This is a genomic window from Citrobacter sp. RHBSTW-00887 (assembly GCF_013728095.1).
GTDB lineage: Bacteria > Pseudomonadota > Gammaproteobacteria > Enterobacterales > Enterobacteriaceae > Citrobacter > Citrobacter braakii.
In genome coordinates, this window is record NZ_CP056267.1 from 4,708,240 (window position 1) to 4,724,009 (window position 15,770).

General features: G+C 53.6%; 13 protein-coding genes. All 13 read right to left on the minus strand.

Annotated features, from left to right (window positions below):
* Nucleotides 1-37 precede the first annotated feature (37 nt).
* Nucleotides 38-1,660 carry an isovaleryl-CoA dehydrogenase gene (locus HV314_RS22405; protein WP_181546762.1) on the minus strand — a complete coding sequence of 541 codons (1,623 nt, stop codon included), beginning with the start codon at nucleotides 1,658-1,660 and terminating at the stop codon, nucleotides 38-40.
* A gap of 129 nt (nucleotides 1,661-1,789) precedes the next feature.
* Entirely contained in the window at nucleotides 1,790-2,521 is a 732-nt protein-coding gene (rlmB, locus tag HV314_RS22410) for a 23S rRNA (guanosine(2251)-2'-O)-methyltransferase RlmB (protein WP_003830482.1), read from the minus strand.
* Nucleotides 2,522-2,591: 70 nt separating this feature from the next.
* Nucleotides 2,592-5,054 (minus strand): ribonuclease R, encoded by a 2,463-nt coding sequence (rnr, locus tag HV314_RS22415; RefSeq protein WP_137380233.1) that lies wholly within the window; start codon nucleotides 5,052-5,054, stop codon nucleotides 2,592-2,594.
* Nucleotides 5,055-5,092: 38 nt separating this feature from the next.
* On the minus strand, nucleotides 5,093-5,518 hold the full coding sequence (gene nsrR, locus HV314_RS22420) for a nitric oxide-sensing transcriptional repressor NsrR (protein WP_003025609.1): 426 nt from the start codon (nucleotides 5,516-5,518) through the stop codon (nucleotides 5,093-5,095).
* A 216-nt stretch (nucleotides 5,519-5,734) separates the two neighbouring features.
* Complete coding sequence (gene purA, locus HV314_RS22425) at nucleotides 5,735-7,033, minus strand: adenylosuccinate synthase (protein ID WP_003025606.1); 1,299 nt, start codon at nucleotides 7,031-7,033, stop codon at nucleotides 5,735-5,737.
* Nucleotides 7,034-7,135: 102 nt separating this feature from the next.
* Nucleotides 7,136-7,333, minus strand: a complete 198-nt coding sequence (locus HV314_RS22430; protein ID WP_019078201.1) for a DUF2065 domain-containing protein — start codon at nucleotides 7,331-7,333, stop codon at nucleotides 7,136-7,138.
* An 82-nt stretch (nucleotides 7,334-7,415) separates the two neighbouring features.
* The gene (gene hflC / locus HV314_RS22435; protein ID WP_016155510.1) at nucleotides 7,416-8,420 is read right to left on the minus strand and encodes a protease modulator HflC; all 1,005 of its coding nucleotides are present in this window, start codon (nucleotides 8,418-8,420) and stop codon (nucleotides 7,416-7,418) included.
* A gap of 2 nt (nucleotides 8,421-8,422) precedes the next feature.
* A complete protein-coding gene (gene hflK / locus HV314_RS22440; RefSeq protein ID WP_016151416.1) occupies nucleotides 8,423-9,676 on the minus strand; it encodes an FtsH protease activity modulator HflK in 1,254 nt (417 codons plus the stop codon).
* 189 nt (nucleotides 9,677-9,865) lie between these two features.
* A complete protein-coding gene (hflX, locus tag HV314_RS22445) occupies nucleotides 9,866-11,146 on the minus strand; it encodes a ribosome rescue GTPase HflX (protein WP_016151415.1) in 1,281 nt (426 codons plus the stop codon).
* Nucleotides 11,147-11,220: 74 nt separating this feature from the next.
* The gene (gene hfq, locus HV314_RS22450) at nucleotides 11,221-11,529 is read right to left on the minus strand and encodes an RNA chaperone Hfq (RefSeq protein WP_003025584.1); all 309 of its coding nucleotides are present in this window, start codon (nucleotides 11,527-11,529) and stop codon (nucleotides 11,221-11,223) included.
* Between the two features lie 84 nt (nucleotides 11,530-11,613).
* Nucleotides 11,614-12,564, minus strand: coding sequence for a tRNA (adenosine(37)-N6)-dimethylallyltransferase MiaA (gene miaA / locus HV314_RS22455; RefSeq protein WP_016151413.1), 951 nt, complete (start codon nucleotides 12,562-12,564; stop codon nucleotides 11,614-11,616).
* On the minus strand, nucleotides 12,557-14,419 hold the full coding sequence (gene mutL, locus HV314_RS22460) for a DNA mismatch repair endonuclease MutL (protein ID WP_181546764.1): 1,863 nt from the start codon (nucleotides 14,417-14,419) through the stop codon (nucleotides 12,557-12,559). Before mutL ends, miaA begins: the two co-directional genes overlap by 8 nt.
* Before the next feature lie 9 nt (nucleotides 14,420-14,428).
* Nucleotides 14,429-15,760, minus strand: a complete 1,332-nt coding sequence (gene amiB / locus HV314_RS22465; RefSeq protein WP_181546766.1) for an N-acetylmuramoyl-L-alanine amidase AmiB — start codon at nucleotides 15,758-15,760, stop codon at nucleotides 14,429-14,431.
* Nucleotides 15,761-15,770 lie beyond the last annotated feature (10 nt).

The window sequence follows — 15,770 nt, forward strand, 5'->3', positions numbered from 1 at the left end:
ATGATAAGGCGCGCCAGCGTCGCCATCAGGCATATTATTACCGTAATCCCCCCGTTGCCCGCAGGAGCAAGTCGTTCAGCACCTGCTCGGACAATCGTAGTCCACCACGCGTATCGAGCATCATTTGACACCAGGCCTGCGCCACTGGCGGAGAGGCATAGCGCAACATCTGCGCCCCGCAACCGAGCAGGAAAAGCTGCTGTGTAATCTCCCGTCCCAACTCCTCACTGGGTTTACGTAAACGCTGCTGTAGTTGACGTACCATTCGATCGTAATGTCGGTCTTGCCCTTTTACCTCAGCAAAGGCTTCGCTGAGCATATCGTATATGCCGGGTTGTTTTGTCAGCACCCGCAATACATCGAGGCACATAATGTTGCCAGAGCCCTCCCAGATACTGTTTACCGGCATCTCACGATACAGGCGCGGCAACTCACTCTCCTCGCAGTAGCCAATCCCGCCGAGCACTTCCATCGCCTCTGCAACAAACGGCATACCGGCCTTGCAAACAGAGAATTTCGCTGCTGGTGTGAACAATCTGGCCCACAGAGATTCTTTGGCATCAGCGCGACGGTCCCAGGCCCGCGCCAGTCGGAACAGTAACGCCGTCTGACCTTCCAGTTGGAGCGCCATCCGACCTAATACCTGGCGCATCATCGGTTGTTCGATCAATGGTTTGCCAAAAACCTGTCGCTGGTGCGCATGGTAAATCGCGACAGAAAAAGCACGTCGCATCATGCCATGACTACCGAGCGCACAGTCAAAACGCGTCATCCCACCCATTTTCAGGATATGACGTATACCTTCCCCTTCTTCACCCAATAGCCAGCCAATCGCATCGTGGAATTCAACCTCGCAGCTGGCGTTGGAGCGATTGCCTAACTTATCTTTCAGCCGCTCCAGACGGATAGCATTACGCTGCCCGTCGGGTAAAAATCGCGGTACAAAAAAGCAGGATAAGCCTCCCTTTGCCTGGGCCAGTACCAAATGGGCATCGCTTTGCGGCACGGAGAAAAACCACTTATGTCCCACCAGCCGATACGAGCCGTCTGTAAGACGTTCTGCCTGAGTGGTATTGCTTAGCACATCTGACCCCCCCTGCTTCTCGGTCATTCCCATGCCGATCAATAACCCACGCTTTTGCCCTCCGGGCAGTAAATGCGAGTCATAACGGTCGCTTAGCAGCGGCGTAAACCAGTCGTGAAAGGGGGCAGGTAACATCTGAAGTAACAACGGCGTGGCGGCAAAAGTCATGGTAACCGGACACAACGTGCCCGCTTCCACCTGCGCATGCAGCATGAAACGGGCCGCCCGGGCAACAAATGTTCCCTGCCTCGCGTCTTCTTCCCAGGCCAGATTATGTACGCGATTGGCGCACAATCCCTGCATCAGTAAATGCCAGGCAGGATGAAAACGCACATCATCCAGCCGCTGACCCTGCGAGTCGTAGCGCAACAACTCGGGTGGAAAAGCATTGGCCAGACGGCCAAGCTCGAGCGACTCGGCAGTCCCTAGCTGCTGACCAATACTGGCGAGAAGATCGTTATCCCAGCCAGCGCCTTCACGGATAACCGCTTCACACAGCGCGCCATCGGACAGATATAAGTTGCTGTTATTGAGCGGTACAGGTTGGTTAAAAACGGTATGCGTTTGCCAGTGCATTGTGTCTCCCTCCGTCAATGGCCGTCACCTTAAGTATGGTCAGGCAGAAGGCAGCACGCATGGGACAACGGTCACAAAAAAGCCATCCCGAAGGATGGCTTGAGATAAGAGAGAAATGAGGGAGATAGTTTAGCCGCGCTGGCGTACAGCCTCAAACAGGCAGATGCCCGTCGCAACTGAAACGTTCAGCGACGAAACGCTCCCAGCCATCGGGATGCTGATCAGTTCGTCACAGTGTTCGCGGGTCAAACGACGCATACCTTCACCCTCTGCGCCCATCACCAGCGCCAGACGTCCGGTCATTTTGCTCTGGTAGAGAGTATGGTCAGCTTCACCTGCGGTTCCGACGATCCAGATATTCTCTTCCTGCAGCATACGCATAGTGCGCGCCAGGTTGGTCACACGGATCAGCGGTACGCTTTCTGCCGCGCCGCAAGCCACTTTTTTCGCCGTTGCATTCAACTGCGCAGAACGATCCTTCGGTACGATAACAGCATGGACGCCAGCAGCATCGGCGCTACGCAGGCATGCCCCCAGGTTATGCGGATCGGTAACACCATCGAGGATCAAAAAGAACGGCTGATCGAGCGTAGCAATCAGATCCGGCAGATCGTTTTCCTGATACTGACGACCCGGCTTCACGCGAGCAATAATTCCCTGATGTACCGCACCCTCGCTTTTCTCATCCAGGAACTGGCGGTTAGCCAGCTGAATGACAACACCCTGTGCTTCCAGTGCGTGGATCAGCGGCAGCAGGCGTTTATCTTCACGACCTTTGAGAATAAAGACGTCCTGGAAGCGCTCAGGCGCACGTTCCAGCAGAGCCTGCACCGCATGGATGCCGTAAATCATTTCACTCATGAATGTACTCGTTAATAGTTTATGCGTAACGCGGGCAACGCGAGGTTGCCCGACTTACTGTTTATGGCTGTTATTGCGCGACTTTCTTTTTCGTCGCGCGTTTAGCTTTGGTGGCGGCAGCGATTTTAAGCGTTTTTGCCGATGGCTTTTTCGCTTTTTTATCGCCTTTCTTCTCAGCCGTTTTTTTATCCGCCTGAGGTTTGGCTCTGCCTTTCTTCTCGCCGCGGAAAGCGCTATCCGGCTCGAAATTTACTTTTTTGCCCATCTGACGACGCTTACCGGTATTTTTACCCACATCGCTTTTTTTCGCTTTTTCACGCGCGGTTTTACCTTCATTGCGCGGTGCACGTTCGCTGGAGATCAAACTGAAGTCGATTTTACGCTCGTCCATGTTGACCGCTTCCACGCGAACTTCCACGCGATCGCCCAGGCGATACATTTGACCGCTGGATTCTCCCGTCAGACGCTGCCCAACCTGGTCAAAACGATAGTAGTCGTTATCCAGGGAGGAGACATGCACCAGACCGTCGATAAACAGCTCATCAAGACGGACGAAGAAACCAAACCCGGTAACGCTGGCGATCACGCCTTTGAAGACATTACCTACCTGATCCAGCATGAAGTCGCACTTCAGCCAGTCAGAGACGTCGCGCGTAGCTTCGTCAGCACGGCGCTCGGCCATCGAACAGTGTTGACCCAGCTGCAGCATCTCTTCCATCGAATAATGGTAGCCACCCGTTTCCGTGGTGTTGCCTTTATGGCCCTGCTCCTGCGCCAGCAGATACTTAATCGCCCGGTGCAAGGAGAGATCCGGGTAACGACGGATCGGCGAGGTGAAGTGTGCATAAGATTGCAACGCAAGGCCAAAGTGACCGCGGTTTTCCGGATCGTAAATCGCCTGCTTCATTGAACGCAGCAGCATAGTTTGCAGCATTTCTGCGTCAGGACGGTCAGCAATCGACTCCAGCAGTTCAGCGTAATCACGCGGCTCGGGTTTATTACCGCCGGGCAGCTCCAGCCCCAGCTCCGCCAACACCGAACGGAACGAATTAATCGCTTCGGTCGTCGGCTTATCGTGAATACGGAACAGTGCCGGCTCTTTGGCTTTCTCAACGAATCGCGCCGCTGAGATGTTCGCCATGATCATGCACTCTTCAATCAGTTTGTGCGCGTCATTACGCTGCGTCTGCTCAATACGCTCAATACGGCGTTCAGCATTGAAGATAAACTTCGCTTCTTCACTTTCAAACGAGATACCGCCACGCTCTTCACGCGCTTTATCCAGCACTTTGTAGAGGTTATGCAGCTCTTCAATGTGTTTAACCAACGGCGCGTACTGCTCACGCAGTTCCTGATCGCCCTGCAGCATGTGCCAGACCTTGGTGTAGGTCAGACGCGCATGGGAGCTCATAACCGCTTCGTAGAATTTAAAGCCTGTTAAGCGGCCTTTCGAAGAAATGGTCATTTCACAGACCATACACAGCCTGTCCACCTGCGGGTTGAGCGAACACAATCCGTTAGACAGCACTTCCGGTAGCATCGGAACAACCTGCGATGGAAAGTAGACGGATGTGCCACGGCTGCGCGCTTCCTGGTCCAGCGGAGTCGGCGGGCGAACGTAATAGCTTACGTCAGCAATCGCCACCCATAAACGCCAGCCGCCGCCGCGCTTCTTCTCGCAGTAAACCGCATCATCGAAGTCACGCGCATCTTCACCATCGATAGTGACCAGCGGCAGGGAGCGCAGATCGACACGCCCGGCTTTCGCTTCTTCCGGCACTTCTTCTTTCAGTCCGGCGACCTGTTTTTCGACCGCCTGAGGCCAGATATACGGGATTTCATGAGTACGCAGCGCCATATCAACGGCCATGCTGGTTCCCATGTTGTCGCCCAGGACTTCAACAATTTTACCCACCGCTTTAGTGCGACGCGTCGGACGCTGGGTCAGCTCAACCACGACCACAAAGCCCATACGAGCACCCATCACCTCTTCCGGCGGGATCAGGATATCAAAGCTCAGGCGGCTGTCGTCAGGGACGACAAACCCAACGCCAGCGTCGGTGAAGTAGCGACCGACAATCTGGCTGGTTTTCGGTACCAGTACGCGCACAATACGCGCTTCGCGACGACCTTTACGGTCCGCGCCCAGCGGCTGTGCCAACACCTGATCGCCATGAATACAGGTTTTCATCTGCTCGCTGGACAGGTACAGGTCATCTTTGCGGCCTTCAACGCGCAGAAAGCCGTAGCCATCACGGTGGCCAATAACGGTACCTTTCAGCAGGTCAAGACGCTCCGGCAGCGCATAGCACTGACGACGAGTGAAGACCAGTTGCCCGTCACGTTCCATGGCGCGCAGGCGGCGACGCAGCGCTTCTTGCTGCTCTTCACCTTCAATGTTGAGTTCAGCGGCCAGCTCATCGCGGTTGGCCGGTTTTTCACGTTTAGTTAAATGTTCGAGGATAAATTCCCGGCTCGGGATAGGATTCGCGTATTTTTCTGCTTCGCGTTCCTGGAAAGGATCTTGTGACATCGAGGTTCCTCCATTGTCAGCTCTGATGAAGATTTTCGTCACTCCACCAGCAATAATTTATAAAGCGGTTGATTCTCTTCAACCAAATCAGCAAGTGTGTAGTTGTCCAGTTCCGTGAGAAAACTTTGCACTGCCTTAGAAAGCGCCTGTTTAAGTCGACAGGCTGGGGTAATGTGGCAAAACTCGCTGCTACAATTGACCAACGATAGTGGTTCCAGCTCGCGAACCACATCACCAATACCAATATCCTTAGCTGGTTTACCCAGGCGGATACCGCCATTTTTTCCTCGAATAGCAGTAACGAAGCCCGCACGGCTAAGTTGATTGATTATTTTGACCATATGATTACGGGACACGCCGTAGACTTCTGTCACCTCAGAAATACTGGTCATACGTCCTTCGGGAAGTGACGCCATGTAGATTAGCGCACGTAATCCGTAATCGGTGAAACTTGTTAACTGCACATCAACCTCAGGAAAAGGGATAAAACGGATAAACCTGGTGGTATTAATTACATTGATGATAAACCAGCCACCAGCCAGGTCGCTAATTTATTTCAGTTCAGGAAGGAAAAAAGCGAGGAACTTACGTGATTTTAAGCCGGATTATGATGCAAAGTGCCTCATCCGGCCTAAGATAATGCAAGCGCAGCGCCATTCGACGCCACGCTATAACCAGAATTATGCGTCGAACGGGTCGCGCAGGATCATGGTTTCAGTACGGTCTGGGCCAGTTGAGATAATATCAATCGGCACACCGGTCAGTTCTTCAATACGCTTGATGTAGTTCAGTGCTGCCTGCGGCAGACCGCTACGCTCCTTCACACCGAAGGTGGATTCAGACCAGCCCGGCATGGTTTCGTAGATCGGCTCGATACCTTTCCAGTCGTCTGCAGCCAGCGGGGTAGTCGTTACTTCACGGCCATCCGGCATACGATAAGCGACACAGATTTTCACCTCTTTCAAACCGTCCAGTACGTCCAGTTTGGTCAGGCAGAAGCCAGACAGGGAGTTAATCTGTACTGCACGGCGTACCGCAACGGAGTCCAGCCAACCGGTGCGACGACGACGACCGGTGGTCGCGCCATACTCGTTACCTTGTTTGCACAGGAACTCGCCAACGTCATCAAACAGCTCAGTCGGGAACGGACCCGCGCCTACGCGTGTAGAGTAAGCTTTGATGATACCCAGAACGTAATCCACATAACGTGGACCCAGGCCGGAGCCGGTCGCCACGCCACCTGCGGTGGTGTTGGAAGACGTTACGTACGGATAGGTACCGTGGTCGATATCCAGCAGGGTACCCTGTGCGCCTTCGAACATGACGAAATCGCCACGCTTACGCGCCTGGTCCAGCAGATCGGAAACATCAACAACCATAGAGGTCAGGATGTCGGCAATCGCCATCACATCATCCAGCACTTTCTGGTAGTCAACTGCTTCAACTTTATAGAAATTCACCAGCTGGAAGTTGTGATATTCCATCACTTCTTTCAGTTTTTCAGCGAAGGTTGCTTTATCAAACAGATCGCCAACGCGCAGACCGCGACGAGCTACTTTGTCTTCATAAGCCGGACCGATGCCACGACCGGTAGTACCGATCGCTTTCTCGCCACGCGCTTTCTCACGAGCATTATCCAACGCAACGTGATAATCAAGGATCAGCGGACAAGCTTCAGACAACAGCAGGCGCTCGCGAACCGGGATGCCACGATCTTCCAGTCCTTTCATTTCTTTCATCAGCGCGGACGGAGACAGTACAACACCGTTACCGATGATGCTGATGACATTCTCGCGAAGAATACCTGATGGAATAAGATGGAGGACGGTTTTTTCACCGTTGATTACGAGAGTATGGCCTGCGTTGTGACCACCCTGGTAGCGCACAACATATTTAGCCCGTTCAGTCAGAAGATCGACGATCTTCCCTTTACCTTCGTCACCCCATTGGGTGCCCAGTACGACGACGTTGTTACCCATTTTTCAAAATCACCGTTTGCTTAAAAATGGATTCTACCACCGCTTTTTCAGATATACAGCACTTTTTGCATGCGAAAATCCGCAAAATAGGCTACTTATTGATCAGCCAATCGTTTTCCTCAACATGTAGTAGACCACAACGCCCGCAACCACAAGACCTCCACCAAAACGACGCAAAGTATTTTCGGGAAGTTGCGCCATTGCGGAAATCATTTTTTTCCACGCGCGGGGATAAAGCATAGGGCCCAGGCCTTCCAGCACCAAAACCAGCGCGAGCGCCAGCAAAATTGTTGAATTCATCCATCGTCCTTTTATAAAAAGAAAACCACCGCATCCCTGGGGATGCCGGTGGTTTTGCTGGTTTAAAACCGCTGGAACTTTATTAGCGTGTCGTAGTGCTCGGTGTCTTCATGTAGCGGAAGAAATCGCTGTCCGGGCTCATGACCATCACGTCCTGGTTGCCTTCGAAGCTCTTCTCGTAAGCACGCAGGCTACGGATGAAGGCGTAGAAGTCAGGATCCTGGCTGAACGCATCGGCAAACAGTTTAGCGGCTTCTGCATCGCCTTCACCGCGCATGATGCGGCCCTGACGCTCAGATTCTGCCAGCGTTTTAGTCACTTCATAATCCGCCGTGGCACGCAGTTTTTCCGCTTCTTCCTGACCTTGTGAACGATGGCGACGCGCTACCGCTTCACGCTCAGCGCGCATACGGTTGTAGATAGCCTCAGACACTTCAGCAGGCAGGTTGATTTGCTTGATACGCACGTCAACCACTTCGATGCCCAATGCCGCCATACTATTCGGGTTGATGACCGGTACTTTACCGTTTGTTTCAGCCTGAACACGCTCAGCCGCTTCGGCAATCGCGCTATCTGCCGCCGGTGTCGCGACTTCATCTTCCGTGCCAGCAGAACCGGAGTTCAGCGCATCACGAACTTCCAGCGTCAGACGACCGCGGGAATCGGTAACGATGTCTTTCACGTCCAGACGACCAATTTCAGAACGCAGACGGTCAGAGAACTTACGTTTCAGCAGGACTTCTGCCTGAGAAACATCGCCACCGCCCGTTGCCAGGTAGTAACGGCTAAAGTCACTGATGCGCCACTTAATGTAGGAGTCAACGATCAGGTCTTTCTTCTCTTTGGTAACAAAGCGATCGGCCTGGTTGTCCATGGTCTGAATACGCGCATCCAGCATCTTCACAGATTCAATAAACGGAATCTTGAAGTGCAGGCCTGGTGCAACAACCAGCGGCTTGTTTTCATCGTCACGCAGAACTTTACCAAAGCGCAGAGTAATCCCGCGCTCGCCTTCTTTGACCACAAAGACAGACATGAACAGAACTACCAGAACGATGATGATAATCGCAATAACTGACTTACGCATCGTTATTCCCCCTGACGCTGGTAGTCGTTACGCTGCGCATTCGCGCGGCGTTGGTCCATAATATCGCCCTGACTGGTGGACGAGGTATTGCTTGCTCCAGTGCCGGACGTCGTTGCTGGCGGCAGACGCAGCAGGTTTGAACTGCTGTCACTCTTTGCTGCTGGCGCACTACCTCCTTTCAGCATTTGATCCAGCGGCAGAACCATCAGATTGCTGCCCTTATCGTTAACCAGGACTTTGCGGGTATTGCTCAGCACTTTTTCCATGGTTTCGATATACAGACGCTCGCGAGTAATTTGCGGTGCGGCTTTATATTCCGGCAGAATTTTTGCGAAACGAGCCACTTCACCCTGTGCTTCCAGGATGGTTCGCGTTTTGTAAGCACGCGCTTCTTCCAGAATACGCTGCGCCTGACCGTTAGCACGTGGCTGAACTTCGTTGGTGTACGCTTCTGCTTCACGGATGTACTGCTGCTCGTTTTCACGTGCTGCAATGGCATCGTCAAACGCGGCTTTTACTTCTTCCGGCGGACGTGCTGCCTGGAAGTTGACGTCCAGCAGGGTGATACCCATGTTGTACGGACGGATCGTTTCTTCCAGTTCACGCTGGGTATCGCTACGAATAACGGTACGCCCTTCGGTCAGGATACGGTCCATGGTGTATTTACCGATAACCCCACGCAGGGCGCTGTCGGTTGCCTGACGCAGACTGTCATCCGCGCTGGTTACGCTAAACAGGTAACGCTGCGGATCCGTCACGCGGTACTGCACGTTCATTTCAACGCGTACGACGTTTTCGTCAGAGGTCAGCATCACGCCGGATGCGGCAAGTTCACGCACGGCTTCCACGTTGACCGGGGTCACTTCGTCGACAAAGGTCGGTTTCCAGTTCAGACCCGGCTCAACCAAATGGCTGAATTTACCGAAGCGTGTCACCACGCCGCGTTCCGCTTCTTTAATGGTGTAGAAACCGCTGGCCGCCCAGATAATGACGATAGCTGCCGCTGCGATAGTAAAGACTCGACCACCCAATTGCGGACGCGGGCCTTGCGATGAGCTACCGCCGCCAGAACCAGCACCTTTACCGCCACCCAGACCACCGAGCTTTTTACTCAGTTTGCGGAAGATATCATCCAGATCGGGAGGTCCCTGATCGCGACCACCTTTGTTTCCATTTCCCTCAGGGTTGCCGCCAGGTTTGCTGCTTCCCCACGGGTCGCGGTCTTGTCCGTTATTACCGGGCTGATTCCACGCCATTTTTGTGCTCCATATTTGTTATGCGATGCTATACCTGCGTATTTTGCGCTGCCGATGCGTTGGCTACGCCCCTTAATCTCAGTCACATAATTGACTATGCTCCTGAAGATTTCAGGACTTGCCACCTTCATGCTGCACAAAACCCACAAGGTATAGAGGCGAAAAAATCTTCAGGCCATATCCGTCAGGTCAGACAATATAGTCTTCCAGTGCCGGTTCTTGTTTACAGAGGCGACGCCAGTCTACGATCGGCATACGAACCTGCAGACCCACGCTGCCGTCCTCCTCCATCCACTCTCTTTCTATTGCCTGAAGTTGGTAAAACCGGCTTCTCAGACGCCCTTCCTGCGGCGGCAAACGCAACGTATGCTGCGCCACCTCACCGGAAAGTCGCTCAGTCAAAGCCTGAAAAAGCTGTGGTATACCTATTCCCGTTTGCGCTGAAACCCAAACGCGAATGGGTTTATTCTCTTCATCTCTGTCGATACGTGGTTCAAAATCATCCAGCATATCGATTTTATTCATCACCAGCAGAGTCGGGATCTCATGCGCATCGATCTCTTCGAGCACCGTGTCGACGGCCTCGATGTTTTCCTGCACACGAAAATCTGCAGCATCAATAACATGCAGCAGCAATGTCGCCTGACGCGTTTCCTGCAGGGTGGCTTTAAACGCCGCCACCAGGTCGTGCGGCAAATGACGGATAAACCCTACGGTATCCGCCAGCACGGTTTCACCGACGTCCGCTACGTCTATACGGCGCAGCGTTGGGTCCAGGGTTGCAAACAGCTGATCCGCTGCGTAAACCCGGGCTTCGGTGATCTGGTTGAACAGGGTGGATTTTCCGGCGTTGGTATATCCCACCAGTGATACGGTTGGGACATCCGCTTTCTTGCGCGACTGTCGCCCCTGCTCACGTTGCTTTTCAACTTTTTCCAGGCGCGACTGTATTTGCAAAATGCGATTACGCAGCAAACGACGGTCGGTTTCGAGCTGGGTTTCACCCGGACCGCGCAAACCAATCCCGCCCTTTTGCCTTTCAAGGTGGGTCCAGCCACGGACCAGACGAGTAGCCATATGGCGCAACTGCGCCAGCTCAACCTGCAACTTACCCTCATGGGTGCGCGCACGCTGGGCAAAAATATCTAAAATAAGACCTGTCCTGTCGATAACAAGACACTGGCACAACTGTTCCAGGTTACGTTCCTGGGCGGGGCTTAGAGCATGATCAAAAATCACCACCGCAGCGCCAGTCGCTTTTACGGCTTCCGCAATTTCGATTGCCTTACCTTCACCAACAAAATACTTCGGGTGCGGTGCTTTACGGCTCCCGGTAATCACCTGCATTGCTTCGACACCGGCGGAAGAAACCAGAGATTCAAACTCCTGGAGGTCTTCCATATCTTTGTCTTGCGAAAAATAGATGTGTACCAGTACCGCCTGCTCACCGGCATCATAACGGTCAAACAAGCGTCAACCCCTTAATATATATCAACGGGGAACGCAGGATCGCTGGCTCCCCGTGTGTAAAACAGCTAACAACCTTATTCGGTTTCTTCGCTGTCCTGTTGCGCAGATGAACCTTGCGCGTTGCTACCGTGATGGTAGTTGCTGCCAGTGCCGCCGGTGGCATTATTGCTGTGATGAGAAACCGGGCGAGACGGGACAACAGTAGAAATCGCGTGCTTATAAACCATCTGGCTGACCGTGTTTTTCAACAGGATCACGAACTGATCAAAAGACTCGATTTGACCTTGCAGCTTAATACCATTCACCAAATAAATAGAAACTGGAACACGTTCCCGACGCAGTGCGTTCAGGAACGGATCTTGTAAAGATTGCCCCTTAGCCATTCTCTCTTTTCCTTATATGCTTATTTGTACTTTGAACCTTTCGATTCTGAAAAATTGCGCACGATACGTTTCAATTGTACACATTCAGTTCGCGATAGCACCAACAACCTGTAATACTTCGTTTCGCGCCTGGTCAGGCTTTTCACTGTCAAGCCAGTGCACCCCTTCCCAACCACGCAACCAGGTTACCTGTCGCTTCGCCAACTGCCTCGTGGCGCAAACACCTCTATAAACCATTTCATCGTATGAAATTTCACCTTCAATGTATGACCACATCTGGCGATACCCTACACAACGAATGGAAGGCAAATCCGTATGCAAATCTCCACGGGCAAATAGCGCCCGGACTTCTGCTTCAAAACCTGAAGCCAACATCTGATGAAAACGCTGCTCAATTCGCTGATGGAGCAGTTCACGGCTCGCCGGGGCGATAGCAAACTGATGCACCTGATACGGCAAAGCATCTCCTGACGTTTGCGTCAGCTCCGTTAAAGTTTTACCCGAAATGAAAAAAACTTCCAGTGCCCGGGAAAGTCTTTGCGGATCATTTGGATGAATACGCGCCGCAGCCACCGGATCTATTTCCTGAAGCTGTCGGTGTAACGCGTCCCACCCATGCTCTGCCGCCTGCTGCTCAATTCTGGCCCTGACTTCCGGATCTGCCGACGGTAACGGCGACAGCCCTTCAAGCAAGGCTTTGAAATATAACATTGTGCCGCCCACCAGCAGCGGAATACGCCCCGCGGCGGTGATATCGGCCATCTCGGCTAACGCATCGCGGCGAAAATCCGCAGCAGAGTACGCCTGGGACGGATCGCGGATATCCAGCAACCGGTGCGGCGCGGCCTGTAATTCATCTGCATCAGGCTTGGCTGTACCGATATCCATCCCCTTGTAAATAAGGGCGGAATCAACGCTTATCAACTCTACAGGCAAAACTTTACGCAATTCAATTGCCAGTGCCGTTTTACCGGAGGCCGTCGGCCCCATCAAAAAAATCGCCTTTGGCAGGCTCGCCTTACGGGTATCACTCATGTTTCAGGGCATTCATTACCGAATGTAAATCAACAGGTTGTAACAAACCACCCGGCGGCGCCTTCACGAGTTGTGGGCAAAGCCGCTCAACATCCGCTAACAGCGTAATCGCCTGAGCCATGCTCCACTGCGGATGCTCGCTAATCAGATTACGTGCAATCCACTGTGCAATATTGCCCGGTTCGAATTCGGACTGCTGCGCCAGGTAGCCTATCAGTTCAGGAATCAAGATTTGTAAATTTTGTTGGCGTAAGGGTAAAGGCACCGCCCGGATGGTCACATGCTGTGCATCCAGTTGAAATTCAATACCCAACTCAGCCAGTTGGCTCTGCCCTTTTTGCAGCGCCGCTTTTTCATCAGCAGTCACTTTTAGACGTAAAGGGATCAGTAACGGCTGAGCGCATACGACGCCCTGGTCCGGCGTTAACTGCGCCTGACGTAGCCAACATTCCGCCACCGGCAATGCCAGCAACCGAATATGACCATCGCATTCGAGTAATGCGCAGTCCGTACCGACAATGGTTAGTACCCGCCCAAAGCCCTGACTGTTGCCGGTCAGAGGTGCTGATGGCGTTTCAGAAACCGGCGTTTTACGCGGCGGAACCGGCGTCTGTAGCAGTTGCTGATAAATCTCACCCTGCTGCTTTTGATATCCAGGTTGGGCATGAGGCCAGCTGGCCCCCGTCTGACGGCCACCACTACTGCCAGCGCCAGCAGATGCTGAGTAACGCGGCGTCGCAGGTTCACGCGCCGGGGCCGGTTCGGCAAAATGGTTACGCCCGGCCGCGACGCGGTTTTCCGGGATGTGCCTTGGGGCGGGCTCGTCGTCATCAGCCAACGGCAGCGGCGTTTCAAGCTGCTGTTGCAGGACGCTCAACACGCCCTGGTAAATAAAATCATGCACCAGGCGGGACTGATGAAAACGGACCTCATGTTTGGCGGGATGTACGTTAACATCCACCTGATGCGGGTCGATTTCCAGATACAGCACAAAAGCGGGCTGCTGATCGGCTCCCAGCTTATCTTCACAGGCCTGACGAATAGCATGGTTGATCAACCGGTCGCGCATCATCCGGCCATTCACATAGCAGTACTGGATTTCCGCCAGCGCCGCCGTTGTGTGGTTAGGATCGGCCACCCAGCCGCGCAGCGTTAAATCGCCATGCTGCCATTCAATCGCCAGCGCATGTTCCAGAAACGGCGTGCCGCAAATCGCGCCCAGTCGGCGCTCTTGCTGCCCATCCGCAGCCACTGCCCGGTACTGACGCACCACTTTGCCGTTGTGCGACAAATTAATCGTCACATCAAAACGTGCCAGCGCAATGCGGCGGATTATTTCGTCGATATGATTAAATTCAGTTTTCTCGGTGCGCATAAACTTGCGCCGCGCCGGGGTGTTGTAGAACAGATCTAACACCTCCAGCGTGGTTCCCACCGGATGCGCAGCGGGTTTAACCGTCACATCCATGTCGCGCCCTTCGGCATAGGCTTGCCAGGCTTCAGGTTGTTCTTGCGTACGCGACGTCAGGGTTAAACGAGAAACGGAGCTGATACTGGCCAGCGCTTCGCCGCGAAACCCGAGGCTCACGATGGCTTCGAGATCGTCAAGCGAGGAAATTTTACTGGTGGCATGACGTGCCAGCGCCAGCGCCAGCTCGTCTTTTTTAATCCCGCAGCCGTTGTCACGAATACGGATAAGCTTCGCGCCGCCGCGCTCAATATCAATATCAATGCGCGTCGCACCGGCATCGATACTGTTTTCCACCAGCTCCTTCACCACTGACGCAGGCCGTTCTACCACCTCGCCTGCGGCAATCTGGTTCGCCAGCTGTGGCGGTAGAACCTGAATCGGCATGGCTAATCCTTAATTTGTTAACGTGTTACCAGGCGATACCGCACTGGCGGTTTGCGCCGGTGTGCCCTGAGGCCCGGTTTGCATCGGGTGCGCCTGGAAATAGTTACGCAATCCTTTGTAAATTGCCTCGGCCAGCTGCTGCTGGTAGTCATCACTCGCCAACAGACGCTCTTCGCTGTTGTTACTGATAAAGCCAGTTTCAACCAGCACTGACGGGATATCAGGCGAACGTAATACCCCAAGGCTGGCGTGTTCCGGACGACGCTTATGCATCGAGCCAATACGTTCTAACTGGCCGATCATGCTGGTCGCTACATCATACCCAACGCGTTGCGAATGACCGAACTGCAGATCCAACACGGCCTGGCTGAGATAAGGATCGGACTGGCTGTTTGCCAGAACATCGCCCGCCCCACCCAACAGTTCCGATTGCTTTTCGTGCTGTTCCAGCCAGCCGGCCATCTCACTGTTTGCCCGACGGTTTGACAGTACCCAGACGGAAGCACCAGTGGCATCCCGGTTTGGTGCGGCATCTGCATGTATAGAGACCAGGAAGTTGGCGTTTTGTTTACGCGCAACGTCTGAACGCCCCATCACCGAGATAAAGTAATCGCCATCACGGGTGAGTACGCCTTTAAACATCGGGTCATCATTGAGCAAACTGCGCAGTTTACGCGCCACGGCAATCGTGACGTTTTTCTCACGTGTGCCACCGGGACCAATAGCGCCAGGATCCTGCCCGCCGTGTCCGGCATCAATGGCGATAACTACTTTTTCGCCGTTACTGGTACTGGCGCGCGCCGCAGGTCGTGTGGAGGTATTACTGTTGGTTACCATCGTGGTGCGATCGTTTTCCGCTTTAAACGGATTACGCGCAGGCTCGGCAGGGCGCGGGGCGATAACCGGCGCTTCAACACGCTTCGCAACCACTGGAAGTGGTGGAGGCGGCGGTGGCGCATCAGCTTTGATGGTAAACACGACGGTATAATTGCCGCCGTTCTGGCGTTTTACGGCTTCGGCTTTGCCGTTCTCGGTTAAATCCACCACCAGGCGCAGAGACTGCGCATCTTTTGGCGTGCCGGAACGGATAGATTTCACCAGATTATTGCCGCTAAACAGCAGCGGTAACCCCTGAATCACACCGGTTTGTTTAATATCCAACGCGACGGTTCGTTTCCCGTCCTGCGAAACTGCGTATTCAGGATCGCCAATAAAGCTCAGCGTAATCCGCGCTTGTTGATCGCCATTGGACACCTGAAGATCGGAGAGGCTGGCGGCCCCTGCCTGCGCGCACAGCAGGACCAGTGTTGCCATCAGCCAGTTTCTGATGCGATAAATCATCCCGCCACCC

Coding starts and splice junctions, on each gene's coding strand:
- HV314_RS22405 (WP_181546762.1), bottom strand. CDS start 1,660: ATGCACTGGCAAACGCATACCGTTTTTAACCAACCTGTACCGCTCAAT.
- rlmB (WP_003830482.1), bottom strand. CDS start 2,521: ATGAGTGAAATGATTTACGGCATCCATGCGGTGCAGGCTCTGCTGGAA.
- rnr (WP_137380233.1), bottom strand. CDS start 5,054: ATGTCACAAGATCCTTTCCAGGAACGCGAAGCAGAAAAATACGCGAAT.
- purA (WP_003025606.1), bottom strand. CDS start 7,033: ATGGGTAACAACGTCGTCGTACTGGGCACCCAATGGGGTGACGAAGGT.
- HV314_RS22430 (WP_019078201.1), bottom strand. CDS start 7,333: ATGAATTCAACAATTTTGCTGGCGCTCGCGCTGGTTTTGGTGCTGGAA.
- hflC (WP_016155510.1), bottom strand. CDS start 8,420: ATGCGTAAGTCAGTTATTGCGATTATCATCATCGTTCTGGTAGTTCTG.
- hflK (WP_016151416.1), bottom strand. CDS start 9,676: ATGGCGTGGAATCAGCCCGGTAATAACGGACAAGACCGCGACCCGTGG.
- hfq (WP_003025584.1), bottom strand. CDS start 11,529: ATGGCTAAGGGGCAATCTTTACAAGATCCGTTCCTGAACGCACTGCGT.
- miaA (WP_016151413.1), bottom strand. CDS start 12,564: ATGAGTGATACCCGTAAGGCGAGCCTGCCAAAGGCGATTTTTTTGATG.
- mutL (WP_181546764.1), bottom strand. CDS start 14,419: ATGCCGATTCAGGTTCTACCGCCACAGCTGGCGAACCAGATTGCCGCA.
- amiB (WP_181546766.1), bottom strand. CDS start 15,760: ATGATTTATCGCATCAGAAACTGGCTGATGGCAACACTGGTCCTGCTG.